This window comes from Alteromonas sp. KC3 (genome assembly GCF_016756315.1).
Taxonomy (GTDB): domain Bacteria; phylum Pseudomonadota; class Gammaproteobacteria; order Enterobacterales; family Alteromonadaceae; genus Alteromonas.
Genome location: NZ_AP024235.1, coordinates 4,347,750 through 4,371,368, shown reverse-complemented (window position 1 = coordinate 4,371,368; position 23,619 = coordinate 4,347,750). Strand labels below are relative to the sequence as shown.

Sequence of the window (23,619 nt, the reverse complement as noted above, 5' to 3'; positions counted from 1 at the left end):
GTGACGAAAGGTTTTAGTGACGGAAGTGACGCATTCCCGTGAACACCATAGCAATACCGTGTTCGTCAGCTGCATCAATCACTTCTTGATCACGCATAGAACCGCCAGGCTGAATGACCGCTTTGATACCCGCCTCTGCTGCAGCGTCAATGCCGTCACGGAATGGGAAGAAAGCATCAGACGCCATGACAGAGCCTGCGACTTCTAGATTCTCATCAGCCGCTTTGATGCCTGCAATTTTGGCAGAATATACACGGCTCATTTGGCCAGCTCCAACACCTACCGTCATGCCGTCTTTGCAGTAAACAATCGCGTTAGACTTCACGTATTTTGCTACCTTCCAGCAGAACATAAGGTCGCGTAGTTCATCTTCGCTTGGCTTACGCTTAGTCACCACTTCTAGGTCTTCCATTTCAACCATACCGAAGTCGCGCTCTTGTATTAGCAAGCCACCGTTTACGCGCTTAAAGTCATAGCCTTCAGTTAGCTGACCAGCCCAATCGCCACATGCTAGAAGACGTACGTTTTTCTTTGCACTTACTACGTCTTTCGCTTCATCGCTTACCGTTGGTGCAATAATGACTTCAACGAATTGACGGTCAACAATCGCTTGTGCTGTTTTCGCATCAAGCTCGCGGTTAAACGCGATAATGCCGCCAAATGCAGAGGTTGGGTCAGTTTTAAACGCGCGGTCGTAGGCACTTAGAATGTCTTCGCCAATAGCCACACCACAAGGGTTCGCGTGCTTCACAATAACGCATGCAGGTTGGTCGAACTCTTTTACGCATTCAAGGGCGGCATCGGTATCGGCGATATTGTTGAATGACAGTTCTTTACCTTGTAGCTGGGTAGCGGTAGCCACAGACGCTTCTTGGATATTGTTTTCAACGTAGAAGGCCGCTTCTTGGTGGCTATTTTCGCCATAGCGAAGGTCTTGCTTCTTAGTTAGCTGCATGTTGTACGTGCGTGGGAACTCACTGTGCTGGTGGTCGCAATCTGCTTCACAACCTGTGCTGTCTAAACGCGCACCAAAGTAGTTCGCAATCATGCCATCGTATTCAGCCGTATGTTCAAACGCTTTAATGGCAAGGTCAAAACGCGTGTTATACGTAAGCGACCCGTTGTTATCGTTCATTTCAGCTAGTACGCGAGAATAGTCAGAGGCGTTAACCACAATAGTAACGTCTTTATGGTTCTTCGCGGCAGCGCGTACCATCGTTGGACCGCCGATATCAATGTTTTCAATGGCGTCTTCAAGTGTGCAGTCTTCGTTGGCAACGGTTGCAGCAAATGGATAGAGGTTAACCACAACCAAATCAATTGGCGCAATGTCATTTTCTTCCATTACCGCTTCGTCCACACCGCGACGAGCAAGAATACCGCCGTGAATTTTTGGGTGAAGGGTTTTAACACGACCCGCCATAATTTCAGGGTGACCTGTGTGATCAGACACCTCTTTTACCGGAAGGCCTGCATCAGCTAGCAGTTTTGCAGTACCACCCGTCGACAGAAGTTCAACTCCAGCGTTATGCAGCGCTTGAGCGAATTCGAGGATACCAGTTTTGTCAGAGACACTAAGGAGAGCACGTTTAATAGGTTTTGGAGTTTGCATAAATTATAAGTTTCTAAAGTTGTAGTGTTGAAACAAAAAGAGCACCGATTGGTGCTCTTTGGTGGGCAAAGCCCTTGGAATCTTAGTTCATGCCGTATTGCTTAAGCTTCTTGCGAAGTGTGCCACGGTTGATGCCCATCATGATGGCAGCGCGGGTTTGGTTGCCGCGTGTGTAAGTCATGACTTCTTCTAGCAGCGGTGCTTCAACTTCGGCCAGTACCATTTCGTACAGGTTGTCGATGTTGGCGTTGTCCAATTGCTTAAGGTACTTGTTAACCGCTTGCTTTACAGAGTCACGCAGTGGCTTTTGAGCTTGCGTTTGTGAAGGCGTAGTTACTGTAGTAGTAAAAGGTGAAGTCACGTTTTGATCGAACATAATACTGTGTTGCTCTTAAGTTAGTCATCACTATGCTGCGGGAGAAATCTGTCGGGTTTCTCGTGTCTGCAGCGCTTGAAAATATGCATTAAGTGCTTCGAGTTGCTCACTTGCATCATCGATAGCGTTAAACGTTTTACGAAACTGACGATCCGTATCATGCTCCGAGAGATACCAGCCCACGTGCTTACGGGCTATTCTCACACCAGAGATGTCACCGTAGAAGTCCTGCACATTCGTTACATGCTCGTGCAAAATTTCATACTGTTGTGACAACGGCGGTGGCGCTAGGTTCTCGCCCGTTTCAAGATAATGTTGAATTTGATTAAAAATCCAAGGTTTACCTTGCGCGCCGCGGCCTATCATCACACCATCTGCCCCGGTGTAATTAAGCACCTCTTGTGCTTTTTCTGGAGAAGTAATGTCACCATTAGCAATAACCGGAATTGAAATTGCTGCCTTAATTTGGCGAATGGTGTCGTATTCCGCTTCCCCTTTGTACATACAAGCTCGCGTTCTACCATGAACAGCTAGCGACTGTATGCCGTTTTGCTCTGCAATGCGGGCAATATCAACCCCATTGCGGTTTTCTGGGTTCCAGCCGGTACGAATTTTCAGTGTTACAGGTACATCAACCGCGTTTACTACCGCTTTAATGATTGCTTCCACTGTATCTGGGTATTGAAGCAGTGCAGAACCTGCTAGCTTCTTATTCACCTTTTTAGCAGGACAACCCATGTTGATATCGATGATTTGTGCACCATTCTCAACATTAAATTGCGCTGCTTGCGCCATAAGCTCAGGATCGGCCCCAGCTATCTGTACAGAGCGAATACCTTCTTCGCCCTCGTGATTCATACGCGCTTGTGATTTAGCGGTGTTCCACACCTTTGGATTGCTCGAAAGCATTTCCGATACCACAAGTCCTGCACCTAAGCGCTTACACAATTGACGAAATGGACGATCGGTCACACCTGCCATAGGTGCCAACATTAAATTGTTATCTAACTCGTAAGGTCCAATACGTATTGCTTGTCGCATAGATTGTCGTATAGCTCGCCAACTAAAACTGCACAGAAAATATACACCCGGCTAAAACGGGGCGCTAAGTGTACGCGTTTTCACAAGGCTTGAAAAGGCTAAAAATCGCACAAAATTTTACTTAGTGCTCTTGACAGTGAAAAAAAACTGTCACATTAAAGGGCTAACGCACATTTGTTGGCTAAATTTTCTTCTAAAGTCTTACAGCCCTTTGTTTAAAAGGGCTGTAATGTGAAAAAAATTAACAAATTTCGAAGCGCTATTGGCTTTTATTTTAAATTTTTGAACCCGACACTCGTGCCCATTCACCATCAATTGCGCTTGGCTCAAGGCGAATATCTCGTGAGTATGCTTTCTCAATGTTGTTGACTTGCTCAGCTAAAATACCAGACAACACTAAAAGGCCGTCTGATTTGCAGTAGCCGGTAATGATATCTTGGAGCTCTAAAAGCGGTCCTGACAGTATGTTTGCCATGACAACATCGGCTTCAAGTGTAGGTTGGTTTTCAGGTAGGTACACATCTAAACGGTCTTCTACACCGTTTCGTCTGGCGTTTTCTTCGGTGGCTTGCAGTGCTTGTGGGTCTATATCAATCCCAATAACGCGCTTAGCACCCAACTTGAGTGCTGCAAGTGCCAAAATGCCCGAACCGCAGCCAAAATCCACAACGGTTTTGCCTGTCATATCGATACCATCTAACCAGCGAAGGCACAATGCGGTGGTTGGATGTGTGCCAGTACCAAAGGCAAGCCCCGGGTCTAACATGACGTTTACCGCAGTAGGGTCTGGTACATCGCGCCAGCTCGGACAAATCCAAAGACGCTCGCCAAACTGCATGGGATGAAAGTTGTCCATCCATTCACGTTCCCAGTCTTTATCTTCCAGTGGCTCTAATTTGTACTTAAAATCTTTACCTAGTACCTTGGCCTTACCCAAGCGTGCCAAAATGCTTTTCATGTCAGCGTCAGCTTCAAATAGGCCAACTACTTGCGTGTCTGGCCATAACATGACTTCACCAGGCTTTGGCTCATACATTGGAGTATCTTTTGCGTCAACGTAGGTCACCGCCTGCGATCCGTTAGCCGTTAACATATCGCCAATTGCTTCTGCAGTCTCAGACGTAGTATTAATTCGTAATTGTAGCCAAGCCATAGTGTTTATTTGCTAAAGTGTTTGACGCATATTGTACATCCCACGGCGAACAAACAAAATGACAGCGAAGGTATTTACTGTTTTTAATGATAGGTTCTTAATGACAAAACATACAGTGCATGAAAAATGTATTCTTTTGTCGACTAGTAAAATGTTGAAGTAAACTTATACAATTAGCCGTTGATGTTACTTCTGAGTATCTACCTTTTTTATGCGCCTATTTTCTCTTTTTGCCAGCCTTCTTATTTGCATTCATACAAGCTGTGCCAAAGAACTCGATGTCGTGGTTGGATGGGACAAGCCACCATACGTGGTGTCCGCCGATCATTCCGGTTTCGAAATTGACTTGGTACGGGCCATTTTTGCTGAAATGGGTCATGATATTTCGCCAATTTATGTTCCTTTTGGCAGAACTGCGCGCTTGTTAAAAGACGATGCGGTAGATGTGGCGCTTACCATCAATGATTCACACAAGGTCGACCCTACGCTACTAACCGACTTTTATATCGTTTATCAAAATGTTGCAGTGACACGCGCTGACCGCAATTTAGTTATCACCTCAATTCAAGATCTTACTGATAAAAGTGTTATTGCCTTTCAAACGGCAAGTGCGGTGTTAGGCGAGGAGTTTGGTGGTGCGTTATCTTCTTTACCAACCTATATAGAGATGGCACGACAAGATAGGCAAGTGAACATGTTGATGCTTGGAAGCGTTGATGCCATTGTGTTGGACCGTAATATCTTCAATTTTTTAAAAGCGCGTAACGACATGTATGCCAACGATGAAACTGTCTTTCACGAGCTATTCCCAATTACGCCATACCGCGCAGCTATTCCAGACCCAACGTTGCGTGAAGCATTTAATACTACCTTACGCCTATTCATCGAAGACGGACGATATCAAGCCTTACTCGACAAGTACGGCCTTGAAAACCTATTCAACAAGCTATCTCTCCCTGACGTTCACCCATAAGCTAAACAACTGTATTTGTGGATTGACATCGGCGTTCAAAAAATAGTCTTATTTCTGTAGACAGTGAACTATTTCTGCGACAGCGTATAAAAAGTACGACTGGCTCAACTCTGGGCATGTTTGCTGAAACAAGGAAATAACGATGATCAAAAAAGGGTATGTACTACTAACTGCAGTACTTCTGCTGTGCAGTGCTTGTGCAACAAAAGCCAATACTAAAAAACAGATAGACACATGGTTAGACAAACCAGCTCATGTCCAGGTACAAGCAATAAAAGCGGGAGACATAACCTCTGCCGATTTAGTTGCAGGTTATTTGGCTCGTATAGAAGCACGCGATACTAAAGTAAACAGCGTACTTTCCCTAAACCCAAATGCGCTTGCACAAGCAAAAGCGCTAGATAAGCGCATTGCAAATGGTGAGCAGGTGGGCGTATTAGCAGGCCTTCCGATATTGCTTAAAGACAATATTGAGTCGACTGAATTGCCGACTACCGCAGGTTCACTGGCGTTGTTGAATAATGACACCGGACGTGACGCGCCGATTGTATCGAAGCTAAAAGCCGCAGATGCCATTGTTTTAGGTAAAACCAATTTATCAGAGTGGGCGAATTTTCGTTCTGAATCATCAATCAGCGGATGGAGTGGCGTAGGCGGCCTTACCCGCAATCCACACATATTATCACGCAGCGCGTGTGGTTCTTCTTCTGGCTCGGGAGCGGCCATGGCACTGCGTTTAGCCTCTCTCGCAGTAGGCACTGAGACGAATGGCTCGGTAATCTGCCCATCTTCAATTAACGGAATTGTGGGCTTTAAACCAACGGTGGGCTTATTGTCACGTACCCACATTGTACCCATCTCATTTAGCCAAGATACCGCGGGCCCAATGACCGCTACGGTGCAAGATGCTTGGTTGATGACGTCAGTGATGGCAGGTAGCGATGCTCAAGATAAAGCAACTGCTGATGCAGATACGCATATTCCAGCATTACCTACGTCCTCTTTAATAGCAACAGACTTAAAAGGTATCTCTGTAGGCGTTGTGCGTTATCGTCAAGGTGATAACCCTCACGTACTTGCCATTTACGAGCAAGCACTTGAACAACTTAAAGCATCTGGCGCTACGCTAGTTGAAATTAGCGATTTCAATCAGCCAGACAGCTTCTGGCGAGACTCGTACAACGTATTGCTGAGTGAATTCCATGCTTCTATTAATGAATACCTGGCCTCTTCGCCGGCACAGTTACCCGCTCGAGACCTCGAAGGCCTGATAGCATTTAATAACCAAAGTGAGCGCGAACTAGCATTGTTCGATCAGAGTATTTTCGAGAAGTCGTTGGCATCTGATTCACTGGAAAGTGAAAACTATAAGAATGCCGTGTCGCTTATTCAAGATACAGCAGGTAAGAGTGGTATTGATGCGTTGATGGCAAAGCACAAGGTTGATGTGCTTGTAGCACCTTCAAATAGCCCCTCGTTTCTCATTGATGGCGTTTATGGCGATCACTCACCTGCAGGGTTTATCGGTATTGGCTACTTAGCCGCAGTTGCTGGGTATCCGCACCTAACAATTCCTGCAGGTGCAGTAAAAGATTTACCCGTGGGAATAAGCTTTATTGGGGCGAAGTGGCAAGATGAAAAAGTGCTAAGTATTGGCAGTGTATTTGAAGCAAAACACGGTTTTTACATCACGCCAAGCTTGCTGCCTACTCGATTTGATAACCCTGCACTTAAAGCAGTAACAAAGCCTTATCAGCCATAGCGTGAGGTTAACTGACACATAAAAAAGCCCCGATGTGTCGTCGGGGCTTTCAAATGTGAATAACAAAAAGCGGCAGTATAACTGGCTGTTAGCCTGGCTTTTTCACCCATGCACTACACCAACCGTCTGCATTTACCAGCTTGTTCGGGAAGATGTTACAAGGACGGTATTGCTCACCATCACTACCTTGTACATACATGCAGTTAGCACATTTAGCGCCATCAACGGTTGATGATGGGGTGTAGTTTAATGCTTTTGCAGTTGCATCATCTGCACTTAATTGCTCTTGTGCTTGCGCGCGAAGCGCAACGCCACCTAATGTAAGACCAATTACTGTAGAGCCTGACAGCTTAAGAAAGTCGCGGCGATTTACAGATTTCATAACACTCTCCTTAAGAGATAGAAACGATAATGATTCTTTTTTATTCAGCGCCTTAAACGCAAAAACCTGCCAAAGCGGCAGGTTTTTTTACATAACTAGATACTATCTCTTTTTCAAAAAAGATCGAATAAAAACGTACACTTTCTATTGATCTACATTAAATAAATGTCACACGCCTATTTGTTAGATACAGCGTAGAAGACAAAGTTCACTTCGTTTTTAGCGCTATACCGGGCTTGGCGTAGGCGAACTGAGCCAAACGGCTTGTTGAGTGATAACTATCTAGACCTGATATACAGGCGCTTTTCAGCCCTTCAATATCAACAAACCCATCACTTGCAATATAGTCTTTGCTGATATGTAGCTCTTGAATTTCGCCTATGATCATCTCTGTATCGTTGATGAGCGTGAAATGTTGTGCCACTTGAAGCCCGATTTTCACTTCACTTTCTTTTACAAAAGGTGCCGAAAAGGTCTCACTAAAAAAAGGTGTTAGGCCCACGGCGTCAAATTCACTTTCATCCGGTGCATAGCGTGCAGAGGTTTGGTGTGCTTTATCAATCCAGTCGGTACTGACGTGGTTTAGCGTATAAAAGCCACTTTTTTTAATATTACCCAATGAGTCTCGTTGTACCGTGTGCGGACGCATGATCATGCCAAGTAGCGGCGGGTTAGCACCGATGTGCACCACCGAACTGATAATTGCGACATTGTGCGTAGTACCATCGGAGGTGCCTAACAGCACCGCAGGCTTAAAGCCGGACAAGCTGTTTATAAGGTTAGCGCGATAGCGCTGTTCCATGCTGTCGATGTCGGTTTTAAACACGGGGCTAGTCATTTTCTCGCGTAGCCTCTAGTTGAAGTTCATCGCCATGCTGGTAAACGTTAAGTTCAATCGGCTGGCAACATACCTGACAGTCAAGTACTTGCACTTGTCCAACATCATTTATTTCATCAATTTCAACGTCGTTTGGGGCCATACAATAAGGGCAAGAAAAGCCCATCGCGCGGGTTAAGCTCATAAAATTTTTCACCGTTTTATTCTAGTAATATCTGGTACGTGGTGAAGGCGACGGGTGATCATCTTTCAAAAGGTTTTCGCTGTAGGCAATTGGCACACGTAAACGCAAGCTGAAGCGCACGAGAGTTGTTAATTTATCTGTATAAATATACACTATTTGCGTGTTCAGCATGACAGTAATTACTATGCGAAAAGACTTGCCTCCGCGTTATTATTTAACGCATTTTTATGAATTCTTGCACTTCTTTGAGGGGGCAAGCGCGACGCTGTTAACTGATGAAGCGGCGCGTTTTATTGCCAATTTCAAAGCCCTTGATGAAGATAAACAGTGCGTTGTGGTTCGCGCGGCAAATAGAAAGTATGCCGTTATTGATCGCAGGCAGTTTAATTATGCAGAAATTACCGCCCCTCAACAGCAGATAGACTGGTTGACAGACAATGGCTGGTTTGGCGATCTTTCAAGCGCGTCAATAAGCGATATTGCCGGTGTTTTAACCAAAGAGGCACTGCTGGGGTTACTTGGCGAGTACACCAGTGTGAGTGGTCTTGCATCGCTGACGAAACCCAAACTAGTCACACTGCTTCGCAATGAAGTTGAACAAAAGGGCTGGCCAGCGAGTTTCTCTAGTGATGATTATTTGGTGTGCCTGTTTGATGAAGCGCTGCGCTTCTTATTATTTTTGTATTTTGGTAACACCAAAAGCCGTTTAAATCAGTTTTCAATGCGCGACTTGGGGGTAATGCGAACACGCGCAGATTCTGTTAGCGACGTTGCGCGTTTTGAAACAAAAGAAGACACGCAGGCGGCATGGTTTTATGCAAACTGCTATCGACAGCTAAATGACTTAAATGATAGCGAATTAGAAACCCTATCTCGAAGTGACTTTCCGCAAACCCATGGTGTGTCTGCATGCTTTTATAAAGATCAATTGTTATACGCCCTCGGACTTAAACTGCTTGGCATAACGCGCAGTCGTGCGTTAGAAGTCTTAGCACGTGCGCAAAGCGATAAAGCAAAAGAAAAGTGGCTTAGAGAAAGTTATAAAGATGGCGCGACAGACGAAGTAAAAGCCGCCCTTGAAGAGATTATTGATAACCCGCAATCAGATACCTTATTAGCCTTTGCTGAAGACTTTTACGCAAGAAAATACCACAAGAAACGCACGAGTGCGGTAACTGACATGCTGCGCAATGCAAGCCGCTCTTTGGAAATAGATGTGAGTCAAAATCAGCAGGTGGAGCGCGGTGTGCTAGCCCATTATGCGCGACATGGTATTGCCGGTTGGCGGACAGAAAACCGGCTGTGGCGCAGCTTGTTTGGACTGCTATTTTGGCAGCAACTATACGAAGAAGATACGCTGGTTACAGAGTTTGATAGGCGACCATTGTCACTTAAGCAAAACAACTTTTATGCTAAGTTCGAGTCAAGTATTGAAGCGTTATTATCGCGCTTAAATTCAAAAGAGAAGTTGCGCTCACACATACACAAAATGGCTACACAGCACTATGGCAAAGTGAATAGTCTGTTTATGTGGTCGAGTCATTTACTTGAGCCCATTGACGCACTGATTTGTCATGGAGCGCTAGACGCAATTTATGCGTTGCTGCGTATGATGAGCAAAGACTTCGAAAACCTTCGCGATGGGTTTCCCGATGTTATGGTGTTTGATGGCACGCTGAGATTTGAAGAGATTAAAGCACCGGGCGATCAACTACGTCGCAATCAACTCGTTACTATTCAACGGTTACAGCAAGCTGGCTTTCCCGTTGCTGTAACCACTGTGAAGTGGGTGAGAGATCCACAGCAGCCATACGTTGTGGTAGACATTGAAACCACCGGAGGCAACAACAGCTACAATCGCATCACTGAAATTGGCATGGTGAAACTAATTGCTGGTGTTGAAGTTGACCGCTATCAAACGCTGATTAATCCACAGCGTCGAATTCCTGCCAATATTACGCGGCTGACAGGCATTTCAGATGATATGGTTCAAGACGCGCCTACTTTTGCCGAGATAGCTGATGCCGTTGCCCAGTTTACTCAAGATGCGGTATTCGTTGCGCACAACGTTAACTTTGACTATGGCTTCATAAAACAAGAATTCGCACGTTTGGAGCGCGATTTTCGTCGTCCCAAAATGTGTACCGTAAGAGAGATGCGTCGAACCTATCCCGGTTTACCGTCATATTCTCTTGCTAATTTAACACGACATTTTGATATTGAAATGGAGCAGCATCACCGCGCATTAAGCGACGCTGAGGCTGCGGCGCAATTGTTGACGCTAGTCTTTGCAAAAGATGATGAAAGCGTTGCCTAGTATTTGACACAGTGAACAAAAATCGACAACTCGCGTATTAGTGCTCACATAAGTTTATAACGAGATATTACTATGAGCTTAACTGAAGAGCAGCAATCCCGAATTATCGAAATGGCGTGGGAAGACAGAACACCGTTCGAGGCTATTGAGCGGCTTTATGGCTTGCCTGAGAAAGACGTGATTAAGTTAATGCGTAGCCACTTAAAAGAAAAAACGTTTAAAAATTGGCGCGAGCGAGTGAGTGGACGAAAAACGAAACACGCGAGCTTGCGACCTGTTGGTGTGGATAGAGGCTACTGTCCATCGCAATATAAACCAAAAGGAGCGAATAAGTAGTCTGAGATCACTCGTCGTTTGACGACGCACAGACTGTTGTTATTGGGAGTAGAAACGTTGTTATCTGCTGACGCAGTGGGCTTGGAAATACAAAGGTATTTCCTGCCTTATTAACATTTTTGGCGTGATGAACTTGACGTAACAAGTTAGCGTAAGTGTCGTTGTTTGCCTGTATGTGCTCAATGTCGCACATGACTTTCTCAATAAATTCAGCCGAAGATAAATGACTGTTTTGTTTTATTTCTTCTGCTAGCGCTTTTAATACGTAAGCTTCCCACTCTTTCCGGTAGCTTTCTTCCATCCGCTCCGGAAATAAGGAGAGTTCCGATATATCTTGTGCAAGGTCAACGATATCCAGGGGATCATCAAAGCGTAGTCGAAATGCAAGTAATACTTCATCTGATAACTGGGAGATGGGAAGCTTTTCTTTTAGTTGAGAATAGCGACTGGACACGATCACACCTTTTAATCTTTCAATACGTCTAACTAAGCCGTTGGCTTAGTTATTAGACTAAAGTATAAAAAATGAAGCCAAAATTTTAAACCGCAAAAGATTAAAAATAAGTAACAAATTTGCAATGAACTCAAGCTGTTCACGTCGCGTAAAAATGAATGCACTGTTAAAGTGTGTACGCGTTCTTGCTGTTTGGCCCATCATTTGATGGGCCTTTTTTATGAACATGTGCGTCAACCCCCAAAGCTTCGCCATTTGTCTAGTTGCGACTAGGCAGCACGTTCGCGTATATTACAGTTACGTTAACGTGGTTTTTTACGGTGATGAGCGAAACATACAGACATCAGTTTCCCTCTAGAACTTGGGCATGTATCTGCAAGGGCACACGCTTGCTTTTTCGTATGACAAGTTTGTTGTGCGTGGCTTTCATGGTCATTACCACAACCTCTGCACCCGTAATGTCGTCACCTGAACCCGTCATTTCCCCGTCCGTTATCTCTACATCTAGTATGTCATTAGACGCAGTAGCCCCCGATAATGAGATTAAGCCCCTCGTGATAGGAGTCACGCCACGTCCGGTTTTTGTGACGGTGGACGAACAGGGTAATCTTGATGGTCTTGATATTGCGCTGGCCAAGGCAATATTTGCCGAAGCAGGAATGCAAATAAGCTTTCAAGTATACCCTTGGAAGCGCATAGTCCATTTGCTCGAAAATGGAGAGGTTGATGTGGCGTTGTCTGCATCAGATTCTGACCAACGGCGTGAGTTTGCGCATTTCTCATCTGAAGCATTTCGCTTAGGTCATAATCTCCTCTTTACGAGTAAGAAGAACGCATCATTGTTCGACCCTAATAAAGGCCTTTCTCAACTTGAAGGAAAGTCGGTTCGACTAGGCGTTCAACGGGGTGTGGCTTACTCTCATGAATATGATGAAATGTTAAAGTCTGAAGCGTTTCGCCGCAAACTCGTGGTCGTTGACACGCCTCCTCGTCTGGTCGACCTATTGTTGATTGACCGTGTTGATGCTTTTTTGGGTTCTGAACGAGATTTACATCGCGAAATAATTAAACACGATGCAGAAGGGCAAATTGTTCCTGTGTTTTATTTAATGAACGATCAGGAAGCGAGTTCTCACATTATGTTTTCGAAAGCGTCAGTGCAAACACAGTGGGTTGAAAAAGTTGATGAGGCAATGCGAACACTTAAAGCCTCAGGCCGCTACGACGAAATATTGAGCTCGTTTTAGGTTTTAATTTTTTAAAAACTCACTGCGCGTTTAAAATTCGTCAAAATAACAATGCACTAGGCCCACCTATTTTATTGTTTGAATGACATTTTTACCCCTGCTAATAGCCGGCTGACACTATCTACCGCATCAACTCTGACAAACCATTCGAGCTTGTGCTGTTTTGACGCGACACCACTAAATTCTAGCGAGCCGCCGTGTCCTGTGCCCAGAAAATCTTCAATAAGCTCGGCCCTAGGTCCAAATACCGTATCGATATAGCTATAGTATGCAAAGTATTCAATAGGGTAGGAGGCATTGCCGATGGCGGCAGAAAACTCGCCGCTTGCACCCAAAACAATTTTGGCTGCGGCTTCGTCTGTGCGTTGCACTAATTCGAAAAATAGGGTGTCGGCATCGTTTAACCGGTATCTGTACTCACCACGAACAAAGCTACCTTCAATAATGCGCTCTACACTGACTTCGTAACTATGGCGTTCACCCATTCGTGCAGAGTACTCCAACTCAATATATTCTTCTTCATTGCCAACGTTAAACGCCTCGCTAGCTTGGGCATCGCCAAGCTGTCCAATGACTACTTCAAGCGCGCTGTTATTTTTTAAATTGCGTACGTGTCGTAAGCCAGTAATCCACCCATCCTTAGACAACCCGGTAGACGAAACACGCCCTTTATAGGTGGGAATTATGCCTACTTCTGTTTTGCCATAACTGGATTTATGACGAAGATACAAACGGCGTGCGTATAAATGGTCAGTCGTGCTGCTGCCAAACGTGTTATGACTTGAAGAAAAGTCATCACCTGTCACCACGAAACTGTTAAGTGACCAGTCATCAGAAAGCGTTAACGCGGGATAATAGCGCAAGCGATATTGCTCGCGACTAGGTCGGTTTGAGCGATTATCAAAGCGCACTTGTACATCAAGTTTTTGTGAGAATGTTAGTTCAGATGCAACGCCATACTTTTGTGTGAATGACGTACAGAAGAGTAGTGCTAACAAAACGGCAATACCGCGCACGCGTAGTCCTTAATTACTCGATTATGCTTCTTATACGTATCTTGCCTGTACATGGGGTTAAAGTAAAAAAAGCCGGCAAGGGTGCCGGCCATAAGTGGAGGTGGACTCCAATGAGGGTTGAACTAGTTCATTAAACAGTTCGGGAACACACATTTCAAAACAGGGAGATGTCTTAAAACTTGAAATAAGTATAGGGCGGGTATTTAAATAAAAAAATCGCTAAAAATTGATTGTTGTAATCGTATTTATAGAATTTGCTGAATAGCGAATAGCGAATAGCGAATAGCGAATAGCGAATAGCGAATAGCGAATAGCGAATAGCGAATAGCGAATAGCGAATAGCGAATAGCGAATAGCGAATAGCGAATAGCGAATAGCGAGAAAATTGGGCTACACAAAAAACAGCGTGTAGCCCAAAGGGGGGATTAGGCTAAACCTAGTTTCTTCTCTAGATAGTGGATGTTGGTTCCACCTGCAAAGAAGTTTTCGTCGGCCATAATGGCGCGTTGAAGTGGAATATTGGTTTTAATACCTTCAACAACAATCTCTTCAAGCGCATGGCGCATACGAGCGATAGCTTCATCACGGCTTTCACCGTAGGTAATAAGTTTACCAATCATTGAGTCGTAATAAGGCGGTACGTGGTAGCCTGCGTAAATGTGCGACTCCCAACGAATACCAAGACCACCCGGTGCATGGAACATGTCGATAGGTCCAGGGCTTGGGATGAAGGTCTTAGGATCTTCTGCGTTTATACGACATTCAATCGCGTGACCACGAATTTGAATTTGCGACTGATCAATTGACAGAGGTTGTCCTGCCGCAATGCGCAATTGCTCTTTAATCAAGTCGACGCCAGTGATCATTTCAGATACCGGATGCTCAACCTGAATACGCGTATTCATTTCAATGAAATAAAACTCACCGTTTTCGTACAAGAATTCGAATGTACCTGCACCGCGATAGCCAATTTCAATACAGGCTTTGCGACAGCGGTCACCAATTTTTGTACGCATTTGTTCAGAAATACCAGGTGCAGGTGCTTCTTCAACGACTTTTTGGTGGCGACGTTGCATAGAACAGTCACGTTCACCTAGGTGGATAGCATTACCTTGACCATCAGCAAGTACCTGAATTTCCACGTGACGAGGGTTCTCAAGGAATTTTTCCATGTATACCGTCGAATTACCAAACGCGGCACCAGCTTCTGCTTGCGTGGTTTCAATAGCTTTAATGAGTTCGTCTTCGCTGCGTACAACACGCATACCACGACCACCACCGCCACCTGCGGCCTTAACGATAATTGGATAGCCAATACGCTTAGCAATGGCTTTATTGCGTTCTACGTCGTCAGTAAGAGGGCCGTCAGACCCTGGTACACACGGAACGCCTGCTTTTTTCATTGCATTAATTGCCGAAACTTTATCACCCATTAGGTTAATAGTTTCTGCTTTAGGGCCAATGAAGATAAAACCGCTCTTTTCAACGGCCTCGGCAAAATCGGCATTCTCTGCTAAGAAGCCGTAGCCTGGGTGAATAGCAATTGAGTTTGTTACTTCAGCAGCGGCAATAATGCGCGGTATATTAAGATAGCTTTCGGTTGCTGACGCTTTGCCGATACAAATCGACTCATCGGCAAGCAACACGTGCTTTAAGTTTTTGTCCGCAGTGGAATGCACCGCAACGGTCTTGATGCCTAATTCCTTACAGGCTCTCAAGATTCGTAGGGCAATTTCACCACGGTTAGCAATTAGTACTTTATCTAGCATAGTGAAGTACTCGCTTATTCAATGATAAACATTGGCTGGTCGAATTCTACAGGGTCTTGGTTGTCTACCAAGATAGCCTTCACAACACCTGCTTTATCAGCTTCAATTTGGTTCATCATCTTCATTGCTTCTACGATACAAAGCGTATCGCCCACTTTAACTTGCTGACCTACTTCAGCGAAAGGCTTCGCTGTAGGTGAAGATGCACGGTAGAAAGTACCTACCATTGGAGACTTAACTACGTGTCCATCTGGCTGCGCAGGCTCAGCGGCTTTTGGCGCTTCAGCTACTGGCGCGGCAACAGGAGCAGCTTGAGGTGCAGCAGGTGCGGCAAAGCTGTAGTTTACTGGCGCTTGAACACCAGTAGGACCACGGTGAATGCGTACTGACTCTTCGCCTTCGGTGATCTCAAGCTCGGCAATGCCTGATTCTTCCACTAGCTCGATGAGTTTTTTAATCTTTCTAATATCCATGTTCTGTCTCTGCGTTATTTTTGCGATTTCGGTAAATTGATTGCCGCAGTTAGCGCGAGCGAATAGCCCATGGCACCAAGGCCAACAATGACGCCAGCTGCAACATCAGAAAAATAGGAATGATGACGAAACGGCTCACGGGCGTGAACGTTCGACAAATGCACTTCAATAAACGGGATATTGACACTCAGTAATGCATCGCGCAGTGCGACACTGGTGTGCGTAAAAGCCGCAGGGTTGATGATAATCGCGTCAACGTTACCCATAGCAGCATGTACACGTTCAATCAGCGCATGCTCCGCATTTGATTGAAAATGCGAGAGCGTTACGTCACTTGACGCAGCCTGTGCCGTCAAGTCATCTACAATGTCTTGAAGGGTTTGCGTGCCATACTTGTCGGGTTCACGTTGGCCTAACATGTTTAGGTTAGGGCCATTTAATAACAAAATATTCATCTAGTTTGCTGCTATCTTCGGGAAAATGTCACTGTTATTGCCATTTCAACAAACTTTTGTGACAGTTGCACGAAAAAAAGCCAATTTCTTTGCTCGTTTATTGTATTTATAGATGATTATAGAGATAGCGAAAGATTTCGCAGCAAAATACTGGTCTAATCAGGTGTTTTCGGCGCAAAGTTAGGTGGAATTTCGCGTGCTTAATGGCTTATTGGGAAGACAGTTCGAAAGGCACACTTTGGTAGCCGCCGTGAAACTTTGCTACGTAGATGCCGAAATGTAAGTGCGGCAATGACGAAAAACCCGTATTACCGGTGTAACCGATTAGCTGCCCCTGCTGAACTTCTTGACCTTGTTTGACCGCTACTCCCTTGTACTTCAGGTGGTAGTATTCGCCCGTAGTGCCATCGCTATGCAATATAACCACGTAATTAGCATGTTTGGCAAAACGACTCGATGCCCCGCCTTTTTTCCCATCGTCTTTGGTATCGATCACCACACCGCTGCGCGCTGCTAAGATGGGCGTACCCACTGGCGCTGCAAAATCCAGAGCATAGCGTGACGGACCTGTGTGGCTAAAATTGCCGTTGAAGCCCTGAACAATGCGGTACTGCTTGGCAGGTTGTAATGGCGGCAAATACTTGATGTTGTTATCGTGAGTCGCGTTTATGTCGCCTACGGTCCATTTTACGCGCATTGTGCGCCAAAATTGGCGCGTGCTGGCTACCTCGCCAAGTACAATGGGGTCATCTGAGTCTAAGAATGCATTTGCGTGCGCAATTGGCTTGCGTGTTGATGCTTCTGATACCCCGTGACGCTCTTTATGGGAATAAAGTGCATCTGAATATAGGGTAAGTGCAACAGGTAGCGGTACATACCGTTTTACGGTTACTTGATATCGGGTTTTATCACGAGAAAGTGGGGTGAGTTCAAAACAAAATCGACGATTGTCAAAGCACCCTTCATTTTTATTGTTTGCATTGGCTGGTATAAGCGAAGCGAGCGAAAATACCAACAACACAACAAACACAACACACGAGACAATAAGCCGAGGCTGAATATTGCCCCGGCTTTCTCTATGTTCACTATTGGTTTGCATTTCCATTAACGGTGGCATTGATATGCGAGGTGAACTCGTCTGCGTTCATAAAGCCAGTAACACGCGCTTTATTAATTTCGCTGCCGCTGGTATCGAAAAACAATATTGTGGGCAGCCCGAGTATTTCAAACTCATCAAACACTTCTTGACGCTCTGGTGTATTGTCAGTCAAGTCCATTTGCATCCATACTGTATTACTCAGGGCGTTCACGACGTTTGCCTCTGGGAAGGTGTACTTCTCGAACTCTTTACATGCCACACACCAGTCAGCATACAAGTCGACCATCACGGTTTTGCCTTGCGCATTAGCGTCAGCTATTTTGCGTTGTAAGTCGCTTAAGTTTTTGGCGACAACAAACTCAGGGTGCCCTTTCTTATCTCCCCAGTAACCTGTGTTCTCACCTGCTTGATAAATCATCCCAACGCTGCCCATTACGCCCATGGCCACAACAACTGCGCGCAGTAATTTCATTTTACTATTCGGCGTGGCGCGATTTATCGTCCAATAATAACCAAATAACCCAGTCGCTAGTGCAGCCCACAAGAAGTCGGAATAAGGACTGTTCCACAAACGCTCAATAAAGACGATAGCAACTGCCAGCATCATAAAGCCGAACGTAACCTTAACCACATTCATCCAATTACCCGCTTTGGGTAGAAGTTTGCCGCCAGTCATACCGAATAGAATAAGTGGTACGCCCATGCCTACCGACAACAGGTAAAGCGAAATAAAGCCCAATGTCATATCGCCAGTTTGCGCAATAAAAAGCAAAATACCGGTAAGCGGTGCTGTCGTGCAAGGTGAAGCAATAAGGCCAGACAGTACACCCATAACAAACACGCCAACAAAGCTGCCTGGTGTTTGGTTATTACTCATATGCATGAGCTTTTCTTGATACTTAGCGGGCAGTTGAATTTCAAAGCCACCAAAAAGTGCCACTGCCAATAGCACAAAAAGTACAATGAATACCGCTAATACCACAGGGTGCTGAAGCGCTGCCTGAAATTGTGCCCCTGCCACCGCAACCACTAAACCTAGCAGCGAGTAGGTGATGGCCATGCCTTGCACATAGACAAACGTAAGCCAAAATGCATGGGACGTCGTTTTAGGTTTTCCCTGTCCAATAACAATACCCGATACGATGGGGTACATTGGAAAAACACAAGGCGTAAAGGCAAGGCCAATACCTAGTGCAAAGAAAAGGGCTAAAGTAAGCGGTAAATTGTCTTTATTAATTAGCTTTTCAGCAAGAGTGAACTGCTCACTAACCGGCGTGTCGGTGTTATTGGTGGGTGTAGCTACCGCATTAGCCGCATTGGCACTGTCTAATGCACTTAAGTAAACCACCTTCACCGTTGGGGGGTAACATAAACCAGCGTCAGCGCAACCCTGGTAGCGTACTTTCACCACACCATTATCGTCGGCACTTTCGATGGGCAGGGTAATCGTTACGGTGTTGTAAAACACTTCAGATTCACCAAAAAATTCATCTTGGATCATAGTGCCTTGTGGATAGGTCGCCTCACCCACCTCGGCTTGCTTTGTAACGTATTTAAATTGCTTTTTATACAGGTAATAACCTTCGGCAATAGAAAAGGTAAGCGTTAAAGTACTACCTTGTTGATTGAAGTCGAAAACAAACGCCTGATCGATATCAAGAAATTGAGGTTCGTTTGCAAAAGGGTCGTCAAACCCGCCGGCAATCTGAGCATTAGCTTGTAGTGCAAAACACGCAAGCATGAACAGCATACACACAAGCGTGAATGTACGTCCTACAAGTGAGCGAGGTGCGCTGCTGTGCTCGCCCGAAAATTTCGATAATGTCGTTGTCATAGCGTATAAATCAATCTTACTTCTTTAACTTGTTATTATTGCAAGGTAGCTTGCAGCCAGTGGCCATAAGCATGACTGGCCTCGGCATTAAGCTCAAGCCATTCTGGTACGTCGTATGGGTGTAGCTTGCTCACCTTTTCATATGCTTGCAATACCTTCTGGGTATTCGTTTTGATAATTAGCTGACACTCGGTATCCGTTTCAATCTTACCTTGCCACTCATAAACTGACCGTATGCCTTTTATTATATTTACACAGGCAGCCAGTTTGTTTTGCAACAGAGCGTACGCAATATCGTTCGCAACGTCTTCATTTGGTACCGTGCAAAGTATTAATTTGATTGTCATGGTGCATGCCCTTCTGTCGAATGAATTGTGCATCGACTCAGTCACCACAGTATACGCAGACCGTTAATGCGCACACATTCTTTCACACCTATAAAGGTGTAAGCGTGTTATCGGTCGCTAGCACTGACCGATTGACCGATTCAATGGCACCTTTTCTTGTTATTACGTTCAAAGACCCTATAACAGAGTATGAGAATATGAAAGAGGAACCATTTTGCGGGTTTTATTTATACTATTTGCCGTATTACCCATTATCGAAATCGCCCTACTTGTTAATGTTGGCAGCATGATTGGCGGTTGGAATACCATTGGTCTAGTTATTTTAACTGCCTTTATAGGCGCTTATTTTGTTAAGCGTGAAGGTATTAGCACCCTTCAGACCGCACAAGCGAAAATGCAGCGCAACGAAGTACCAGGGCGAGAACTCGTGGAAGGCCTAATGCTTGTCGTGGCGGGCGTGTTATTGGTCACGCCTGGGTTTATCACTGATATTTTCGGGTTTATGTTTGCACTACCAGGCTCAAGACACTTGCTTGCCGCGCAAGTAACCAAACATTTGAAAATGCATGTTGTCGCAGGCAGCGCGGGCGTAGCGGGTGCGTTTGGACAAGGGTTTAACCCAAATCAACACAATCCGTTTAATCAACCGAATTCCCAGCATGGCAATGGTGATGTGTTTGAAGGAGAGTATTCAGATAACACGACCAACGATCCAGATAAGCGCCTTAAGTAGCCGTCAGATTATTAAAGCGCCCCATCGACCTTCACGCCGTTTATCGCGACAAACGGCGTTTACTTGCCTAGCAAAATTAAGTATTTAGCCAAAAAACCAAATTTTTTACATTTTTTTGCTTAAAAACCCTTGAAGTTGTCTGGGTACTACCCCATCTATCCGTGCAGAAACGATTTTAACTGCTCAGTAATGAGCAACCCAGGCACACAACATTCAGGCAGTCTGAGTGTTGGTAATCACATAAACTTGAATAGTGGAATTTTCAGGAGACTTGAAAATGGCAATTCGTCCTTTACACGACCGCGTAATCCTTAAGCGCGCAGAGCAAGAAAGCAAATCTGCAGGCGGTATCGTTCTGACTGGTTCTGCAGCAGAAAAATCTACACGCGGCGAAGTAATCGCAGTAGGTAACGGTCGCATTCTTGAGAACGGCGAAGTTAAAGCGCTAGACGTTAAAGTAGGCGACACCGTTATTTTCAACGACGGTTACGGCGTTAAAACAGAAAAGCTGGATGGTGAAGAAGTACTTATCCTAAGCGAAAGCGACATTCTAGCGATTGTTGAGTAATTACAACTAACGTTAAAACGAATTTTAGAGGAATTTAATCATGGCAGCTAAAGAAGTACGTTTTGGTGATGACGCTCGCAGCAAAATGCTAAAAGGCGTAAACACACTAGCTAACGCAGTTAAAGTAACACTAGGTCCAAAAGGCCGTAACGTTGTACTAGACAAGTCTTTCGGTGCACCGACTATCACTAAAGATGGTGTGTCTGTAGCGAAAGAAATCGAGCTTGAAGACAAGTTCGAGAACATGGGCGCGCAAATGGTAAAAGAAGTTGCGTCTAAAGCGAACGACGAAGCAGGTGACGGTACAACTACTGCAACTGTTCTAGCGCAAGCTATCGTAACTGAAGGCCTTAAGAGCGTTGCAGCGGGCATGAACCCAATGGATCTTAAGCGCGGTATCGACAAAGCAGTTGCGGCGGCAGTTGAAGGTCTTAAGTCGCTTTCTACTGACTGTGCAGACAGCAAGTCTATCGCTCAAGTAGGTACTATCTCTGCAAACTCTGATTCAGAAGTTGGCGACATCATTGCTCAAGCAATGGAAAAAGTAGGTAAAGAAGGTGTTATCACTGTAGAAGAAGGTCAGGCACTTCAAAACGAACTAGACGTTGTTGAAGGTATGCAGTTCGACCGTGGTTACCTATCTCCATACTTCATCAACAACCAAGAAAACGGCACTGTTGAATTAGACAACCCGTTCATCCTATTGGTTGACAAGAAGATTTCTAACATCCGCGAACTACTTCCTACCCTTGAAGGCGTAGCGAAAGCAGGTAAGCCGCTTATGATCATCGCTGAAGATGTTGAAGGCGAAGCGCTTGCTACACTAGTAGTTAACAACATGCGCGGTATTGTTAAAGTTGCAGCGGTTAAAGCCCCAGGTTTTGGTGACCGTCGTAAAGCAATGCTTCAAGACATCGCTATCCTAACTGGCGGTACAGTTATCTCTGAAGAGATTGGTCTAGACCTTGAAAAAGTGCAGCTTGAAGACCTAGGTACTGCTAAGCGCGTAGTTATCAACAAAGACAACACAACTGTTGTTGACGGTAACGGCGACCAAGAAGCGATTGAAGGCCGTTGTGCTCAAATCAAAGGTCAAATTGAAGAGTCTACGTCTGACTACGACAAAGAGAAGCTTCAAGAGCGTCTAGCTAAGCTTTCTGGCGGTGTTGCAGTAATTAAAGTTGGTGCAGCAACTGAAGTTGAAATGAAAGAGAAGAAAGACCGCGTAGAAGATGCACTACACGCAACGCGTGCAGCGGTTGAAGAAGGTGTAGTACCTGGTGGTGGTGTAGCACTAGTTCGCGCAGCAGCTAAACTTGCTGACCTAACTGGCGACAACGACGACCAAACAGTAGGTATTAAGCTTGCACTACGTGCAATGGAAGCGCCTCTACGTCAAATCGCGTCTAACGCAGGTGCTGAAGCGTCTGTTGTTATCAACGCAGTTAAAGGCGGCGAAGGTAACTACGGTTACAACGCAGGTAACGACACTTACGGCGACATGCTAGAGATGGGTATTCTTGACCCAACTAAAGTAACGCGCTCTGCACTTCAGTTCGCATCTTCAATTGCTTCACTAATGATCACGACTGAAGCAATGGTAGCTGAGCTACCTAAAGACGAAGCTGCGCCTGCAATGCCTGACATGGGCGGCATGGGCGGAATGGGCGGCATGATGTAATCAATTGCTGCCTCTTGTAGTCCTTTAAAATCAATGGTTTACGTTTAATGTATACAGTTAAGTATACGCAAATGTAGACAGTGATGTAGGACGAAAAGAAGCTTTAAGAAAGGCGTTGGGTTTAGACTCAGCGCCTTTTTTTTGGTCAGTGGTAAAGGTCAGAACATCCGATAGTACTGTTTGTACTGCTGAACCAAGTCTTGAGACAACGTGAAGTCACCACTAAGCGCACCTGTTACAGCTTGCTGATACAACTGCTTAGTCTTCAGGTCTTGGTTAACTGCATAAGCTACCCAATTAGAGAAGTGGTCAGCGTCACTAATGCCTAGTTCACTCTCTGCATAGTCAGCAAAGTCGTTGTAAAGTTGCTCCGTTGCTTTGTGTATCTCTCGCTCTGCTCGTTCAGGCGATACACCGTAAGATTCGCTAAGGCCAACTAGCACTTCCTCAGATAAGTCTTCACCAGCTAGTACAGCAGTCAACGCATCAATGGTATTAGCTGAACCAATGACATCTTCAATCTGATTAGCAGTGCTTAATGCTTCAGTGTTTATGTGCTCAAGCGTTCCTTGTGTATCTTCGGGTTCTTCAGATACCTCAAAGAAGTCTTCAGCATCGTCGAGGTAGTCGTCGTAGTTTCCAGCGTAGATTGACTTGCTAAGTATTCCAGCTTCAATCAAGTGGTCTACTTGTCCTGAGATACCGTTGACAGTAACCACAGTGTGAGGCTGGATGTCTTTTAGTTGGACTGGACGACCCTCAACTGTCCTAATGTCTGTTATCGCTAAGTCGTCTGTAGCTTGCTCTTGGTGTTCTTCTTGCTCTAACAGTTCGTTAAGTTGTTGCTGAGTGGTCTCACAGACTTCTCCTGTTGAATAGTCAGGGAAGTCTATTGCTTCATTGTTAGTAGTATTCATGAGTTAGTACCTCCAATACGTGTGTTAATGGATAAAGGAAACGACCTCCTGA

Annotated in this window: 25 protein-coding genes; 8 read left to right on the top strand and 17 right to left on the bottom strand. The window is 45.2% G+C overall.

The genetic code is table 11. From position 1 onward, the window contains the following. Positions 1-13: 13 nt before the first annotated feature. The 4 genes from purH to prmA all read right to left on the bottom strand — a co-directional run bounded on the left by purH (position 14) and on the right by prmA (position 4,182). Positions 14-1,612, bottom strand: coding sequence for a bifunctional phosphoribosylaminoimidazolecarboxamide formyltransferase/IMP cyclohydrolase (gene purH, locus JN178_RS19260; RefSeq protein WP_202262897.1), 1,599 nt, complete (start codon positions 1,610-1,612; stop codon positions 14-16). Positions 1,613-1,694: 82 nt separating this feature from the next. Next, the gene (gene fis / locus JN178_RS19255; RefSeq protein WP_012520109.1) at positions 1,695-1,988 is read right to left on the bottom strand and encodes a DNA-binding transcriptional regulator Fis; all 294 of its coding nucleotides are present in this window, start codon (positions 1,986-1,988) and stop codon (positions 1,695-1,697) included. A gap of 30 nt (positions 1,989-2,018) precedes the next feature. Beyond that, positions 2,019-3,017 carry a tRNA dihydrouridine synthase DusB gene (gene dusB / locus JN178_RS19250; protein WP_159625640.1) on the bottom strand — a complete coding sequence of 333 codons (999 nt, stop codon included), beginning with the start codon at positions 3,015-3,017 and terminating at the stop codon, positions 2,019-2,021. Between the two features lie 286 nt (positions 3,018-3,303). After that, positions 3,304-4,182: a 50S ribosomal protein L11 methyltransferase gene (prmA, locus tag JN178_RS19245; protein WP_202262896.1), complete on the bottom strand. Its 879-nt coding sequence runs from the start codon at positions 4,180-4,182 to the stop codon at positions 3,304-3,306. 211 nt (positions 4,183-4,393) lie between these two features. Between prmA and JN178_RS19240 the strand changes: the two genes are divergently transcribed. Next, positions 4,394-5,155, top strand: a complete 762-nt coding sequence (locus JN178_RS19240; RefSeq protein ID WP_202262895.1) for a substrate-binding periplasmic protein — start codon at positions 4,394-4,396, stop codon at positions 5,153-5,155. A 142-nt stretch (positions 5,156-5,297) separates the two neighbouring features. Then, the gene (locus tag JN178_RS19235) at positions 5,298-6,917 is read left to right on the top strand and encodes an amidase (protein WP_202262894.1); all 1,620 of its coding nucleotides are present in this window, start codon (positions 5,298-5,300) and stop codon (positions 6,915-6,917) included. An 88-nt stretch (positions 6,918-7,005) separates the two neighbouring features. Here JN178_RS19235 and JN178_RS19230 read toward each other — a convergent pair whose 3' ends face one another. The 3 genes from JN178_RS19230 to JN178_RS19220 form a co-directional block, all read right to left on the bottom strand. Next, the gene (locus JN178_RS19230) at positions 7,006-7,299 is read right to left on the bottom strand and encodes a high-potential iron-sulfur protein (RefSeq protein WP_159625618.1); all 294 of its coding nucleotides are present in this window, start codon (positions 7,297-7,299) and stop codon (positions 7,006-7,008) included. A gap of 208 nt (positions 7,300-7,507) precedes the next feature. After that, positions 7,508-8,137 (bottom strand): flavin reductase family protein, encoded by a 630-nt coding sequence (locus tag JN178_RS19225; protein WP_202262893.1) that lies wholly within the window; start codon positions 8,135-8,137, stop codon positions 7,508-7,510. After that, positions 8,130-8,321 (bottom strand): CPXCG motif-containing cysteine-rich protein, encoded by a 192-nt coding sequence (locus tag JN178_RS19220; RefSeq protein ID WP_159625620.1) that lies wholly within the window; start codon positions 8,319-8,321, stop codon positions 8,130-8,132. Before JN178_RS19220 ends, JN178_RS19225 begins: the two co-directional genes overlap by 8 nt. Before the next feature lie 184 nt (positions 8,322-8,505). On the opposite strand from JN178_RS19220, the gene JN178_RS19215 reads away from it, so the two are divergent. Both JN178_RS19215 and JN178_RS19210 read left to right on the top strand, forming a co-directional pair. Further along, on the top strand, positions 8,506-10,638 hold the full coding sequence (locus JN178_RS19215; RefSeq protein ID WP_202266143.1) for an exonuclease domain-containing protein: 2,133 nt from the start codon (positions 8,506-8,508) through the stop codon (positions 10,636-10,638). Between the two features lie 72 nt (positions 10,639-10,710). Beyond that, the gene (locus JN178_RS19210; RefSeq protein ID WP_202262892.1) at positions 10,711-10,974 is read left to right on the top strand and encodes a TIGR03643 family protein; all 264 of its coding nucleotides are present in this window, start codon (positions 10,711-10,713) and stop codon (positions 10,972-10,974) included. 7 nt (positions 10,975-10,981) lie between these two features. On the opposite strand, the gene JN178_RS19205 is transcribed toward JN178_RS19210, so the two are convergent. Next, the gene (locus JN178_RS19205) at positions 10,982-11,428 is read right to left on the bottom strand and encodes a hypothetical protein (RefSeq protein WP_202262891.1); all 447 of its coding nucleotides are present in this window, start codon (positions 11,426-11,428) and stop codon (positions 10,982-10,984) included. 428 nt (positions 11,429-11,856) lie between these two features. Here JN178_RS19205 and JN178_RS19200 point away from each other — a divergent pair, with 428 nt between their 5' ends. Then, positions 11,857-12,675 (top strand): substrate-binding periplasmic protein, encoded by an 819-nt coding sequence (locus JN178_RS19200; protein ID WP_202262890.1) that lies wholly within the window; start codon positions 11,857-11,859, stop codon positions 12,673-12,675. Between the two features lie 71 nt (positions 12,676-12,746). On the opposite strand, the gene JN178_RS19195 is transcribed toward JN178_RS19200, so the two are convergent. From JN178_RS19195 to cutA, 8 genes are all read right to left on the bottom strand, one after another. Continuing rightward, entirely contained in the window at positions 12,747-13,691 is a 945-nt protein-coding gene (locus tag JN178_RS19195) for a hypothetical protein (protein ID WP_232369632.1), read from the bottom strand. Between the two features lie 245 nt (positions 13,692-13,936). Continuing rightward, a complete protein-coding gene (locus JN178_RS19190; RefSeq protein WP_202266153.1) occupies positions 13,937-14,089 on the bottom strand; it encodes a hypothetical protein in 153 nt (50 codons plus the stop codon). A gap of 27 nt (positions 14,090-14,116) precedes the next feature. Next, positions 14,117-15,460, bottom strand: a complete 1,344-nt coding sequence (gene accC / locus JN178_RS19185) for an acetyl-CoA carboxylase biotin carboxylase subunit (protein ID WP_202262889.1) — start codon at positions 15,458-15,460, stop codon at positions 14,117-14,119. A gap of 14 nt (positions 15,461-15,474) precedes the next feature. Next, positions 15,475-15,933 carry an acetyl-CoA carboxylase biotin carboxyl carrier protein gene (gene accB, locus JN178_RS19180; RefSeq protein WP_202262888.1) on the bottom strand — a complete coding sequence of 153 codons (459 nt, stop codon included), beginning with the start codon at positions 15,931-15,933 and terminating at the stop codon, positions 15,475-15,477. A 14-nt stretch (positions 15,934-15,947) separates the two neighbouring features. Beyond that, the gene (gene aroQ, locus JN178_RS19175) at positions 15,948-16,388 is read right to left on the bottom strand and encodes a type II 3-dehydroquinate dehydratase (protein ID WP_202262887.1); all 441 of its coding nucleotides are present in this window, start codon (positions 16,386-16,388) and stop codon (positions 15,948-15,950) included. Between the two features lie 208 nt (positions 16,389-16,596). Beyond that, positions 16,597-17,493, bottom strand: a complete 897-nt coding sequence (locus JN178_RS19170) for a M23 family metallopeptidase (protein WP_232369631.1) — start codon at positions 17,491-17,493, stop codon at positions 16,597-16,599. Then, a complete protein-coding gene (locus JN178_RS19165) occupies positions 17,474-19,237 on the bottom strand; it encodes a protein-disulfide reductase DsbD (protein ID WP_442859713.1) in 1,764 nt (587 codons plus the stop codon). The genes JN178_RS19170 and JN178_RS19165 overlap by 20 nt, the downstream gene beginning before the upstream one ends. 119 nt (positions 19,238-19,356) lie before the next feature. After that, positions 19,357-19,668, bottom strand: coding sequence for a divalent-cation tolerance protein CutA (cutA, locus tag JN178_RS19160; RefSeq protein ID WP_159625650.1), 312 nt, complete (start codon positions 19,666-19,668; stop codon positions 19,357-19,359). Between the two features lie 214 nt (positions 19,669-19,882). On the opposite strand from cutA, the gene JN178_RS19155 reads away from it, so the two are divergent. The 3 genes from JN178_RS19155 (at position 19,883) to groL (ending at position 22,650) form a co-directional block, all read left to right on the top strand. Continuing rightward, positions 19,883-20,401: an FxsA family protein gene (locus JN178_RS19155; RefSeq protein WP_159625652.1), complete on the top strand. Its 519-nt coding sequence runs from the start codon at positions 19,883-19,885 to the stop codon at positions 20,399-20,401. 277 nt (positions 20,402-20,678) lie between these two features. After that, positions 20,679-20,969 (top strand): co-chaperone GroES, encoded by a 291-nt coding sequence (locus tag JN178_RS19150; RefSeq protein WP_012520088.1) that lies wholly within the window; start codon positions 20,679-20,681, stop codon positions 20,967-20,969. 40 nt (positions 20,970-21,009) lie between these two features. Beyond that, a complete protein-coding gene (gene groL, locus JN178_RS19145; protein ID WP_202262885.1) occupies positions 21,010-22,650 on the top strand; it encodes a chaperonin GroEL in 1,641 nt (546 codons plus the stop codon). 158 nt (positions 22,651-22,808) lie between these two features. On the opposite strand, the gene JN178_RS19140 is transcribed toward groL, so the two are convergent. Further along, the gene (locus tag JN178_RS19140) at positions 22,809-23,567 is read right to left on the bottom strand and encodes a hypothetical protein (protein ID WP_202262884.1); all 759 of its coding nucleotides are present in this window, start codon (positions 23,565-23,567) and stop codon (positions 22,809-22,811) included. Between the last annotated feature and the right edge of the window lie 52 nt (positions 23,568-23,619).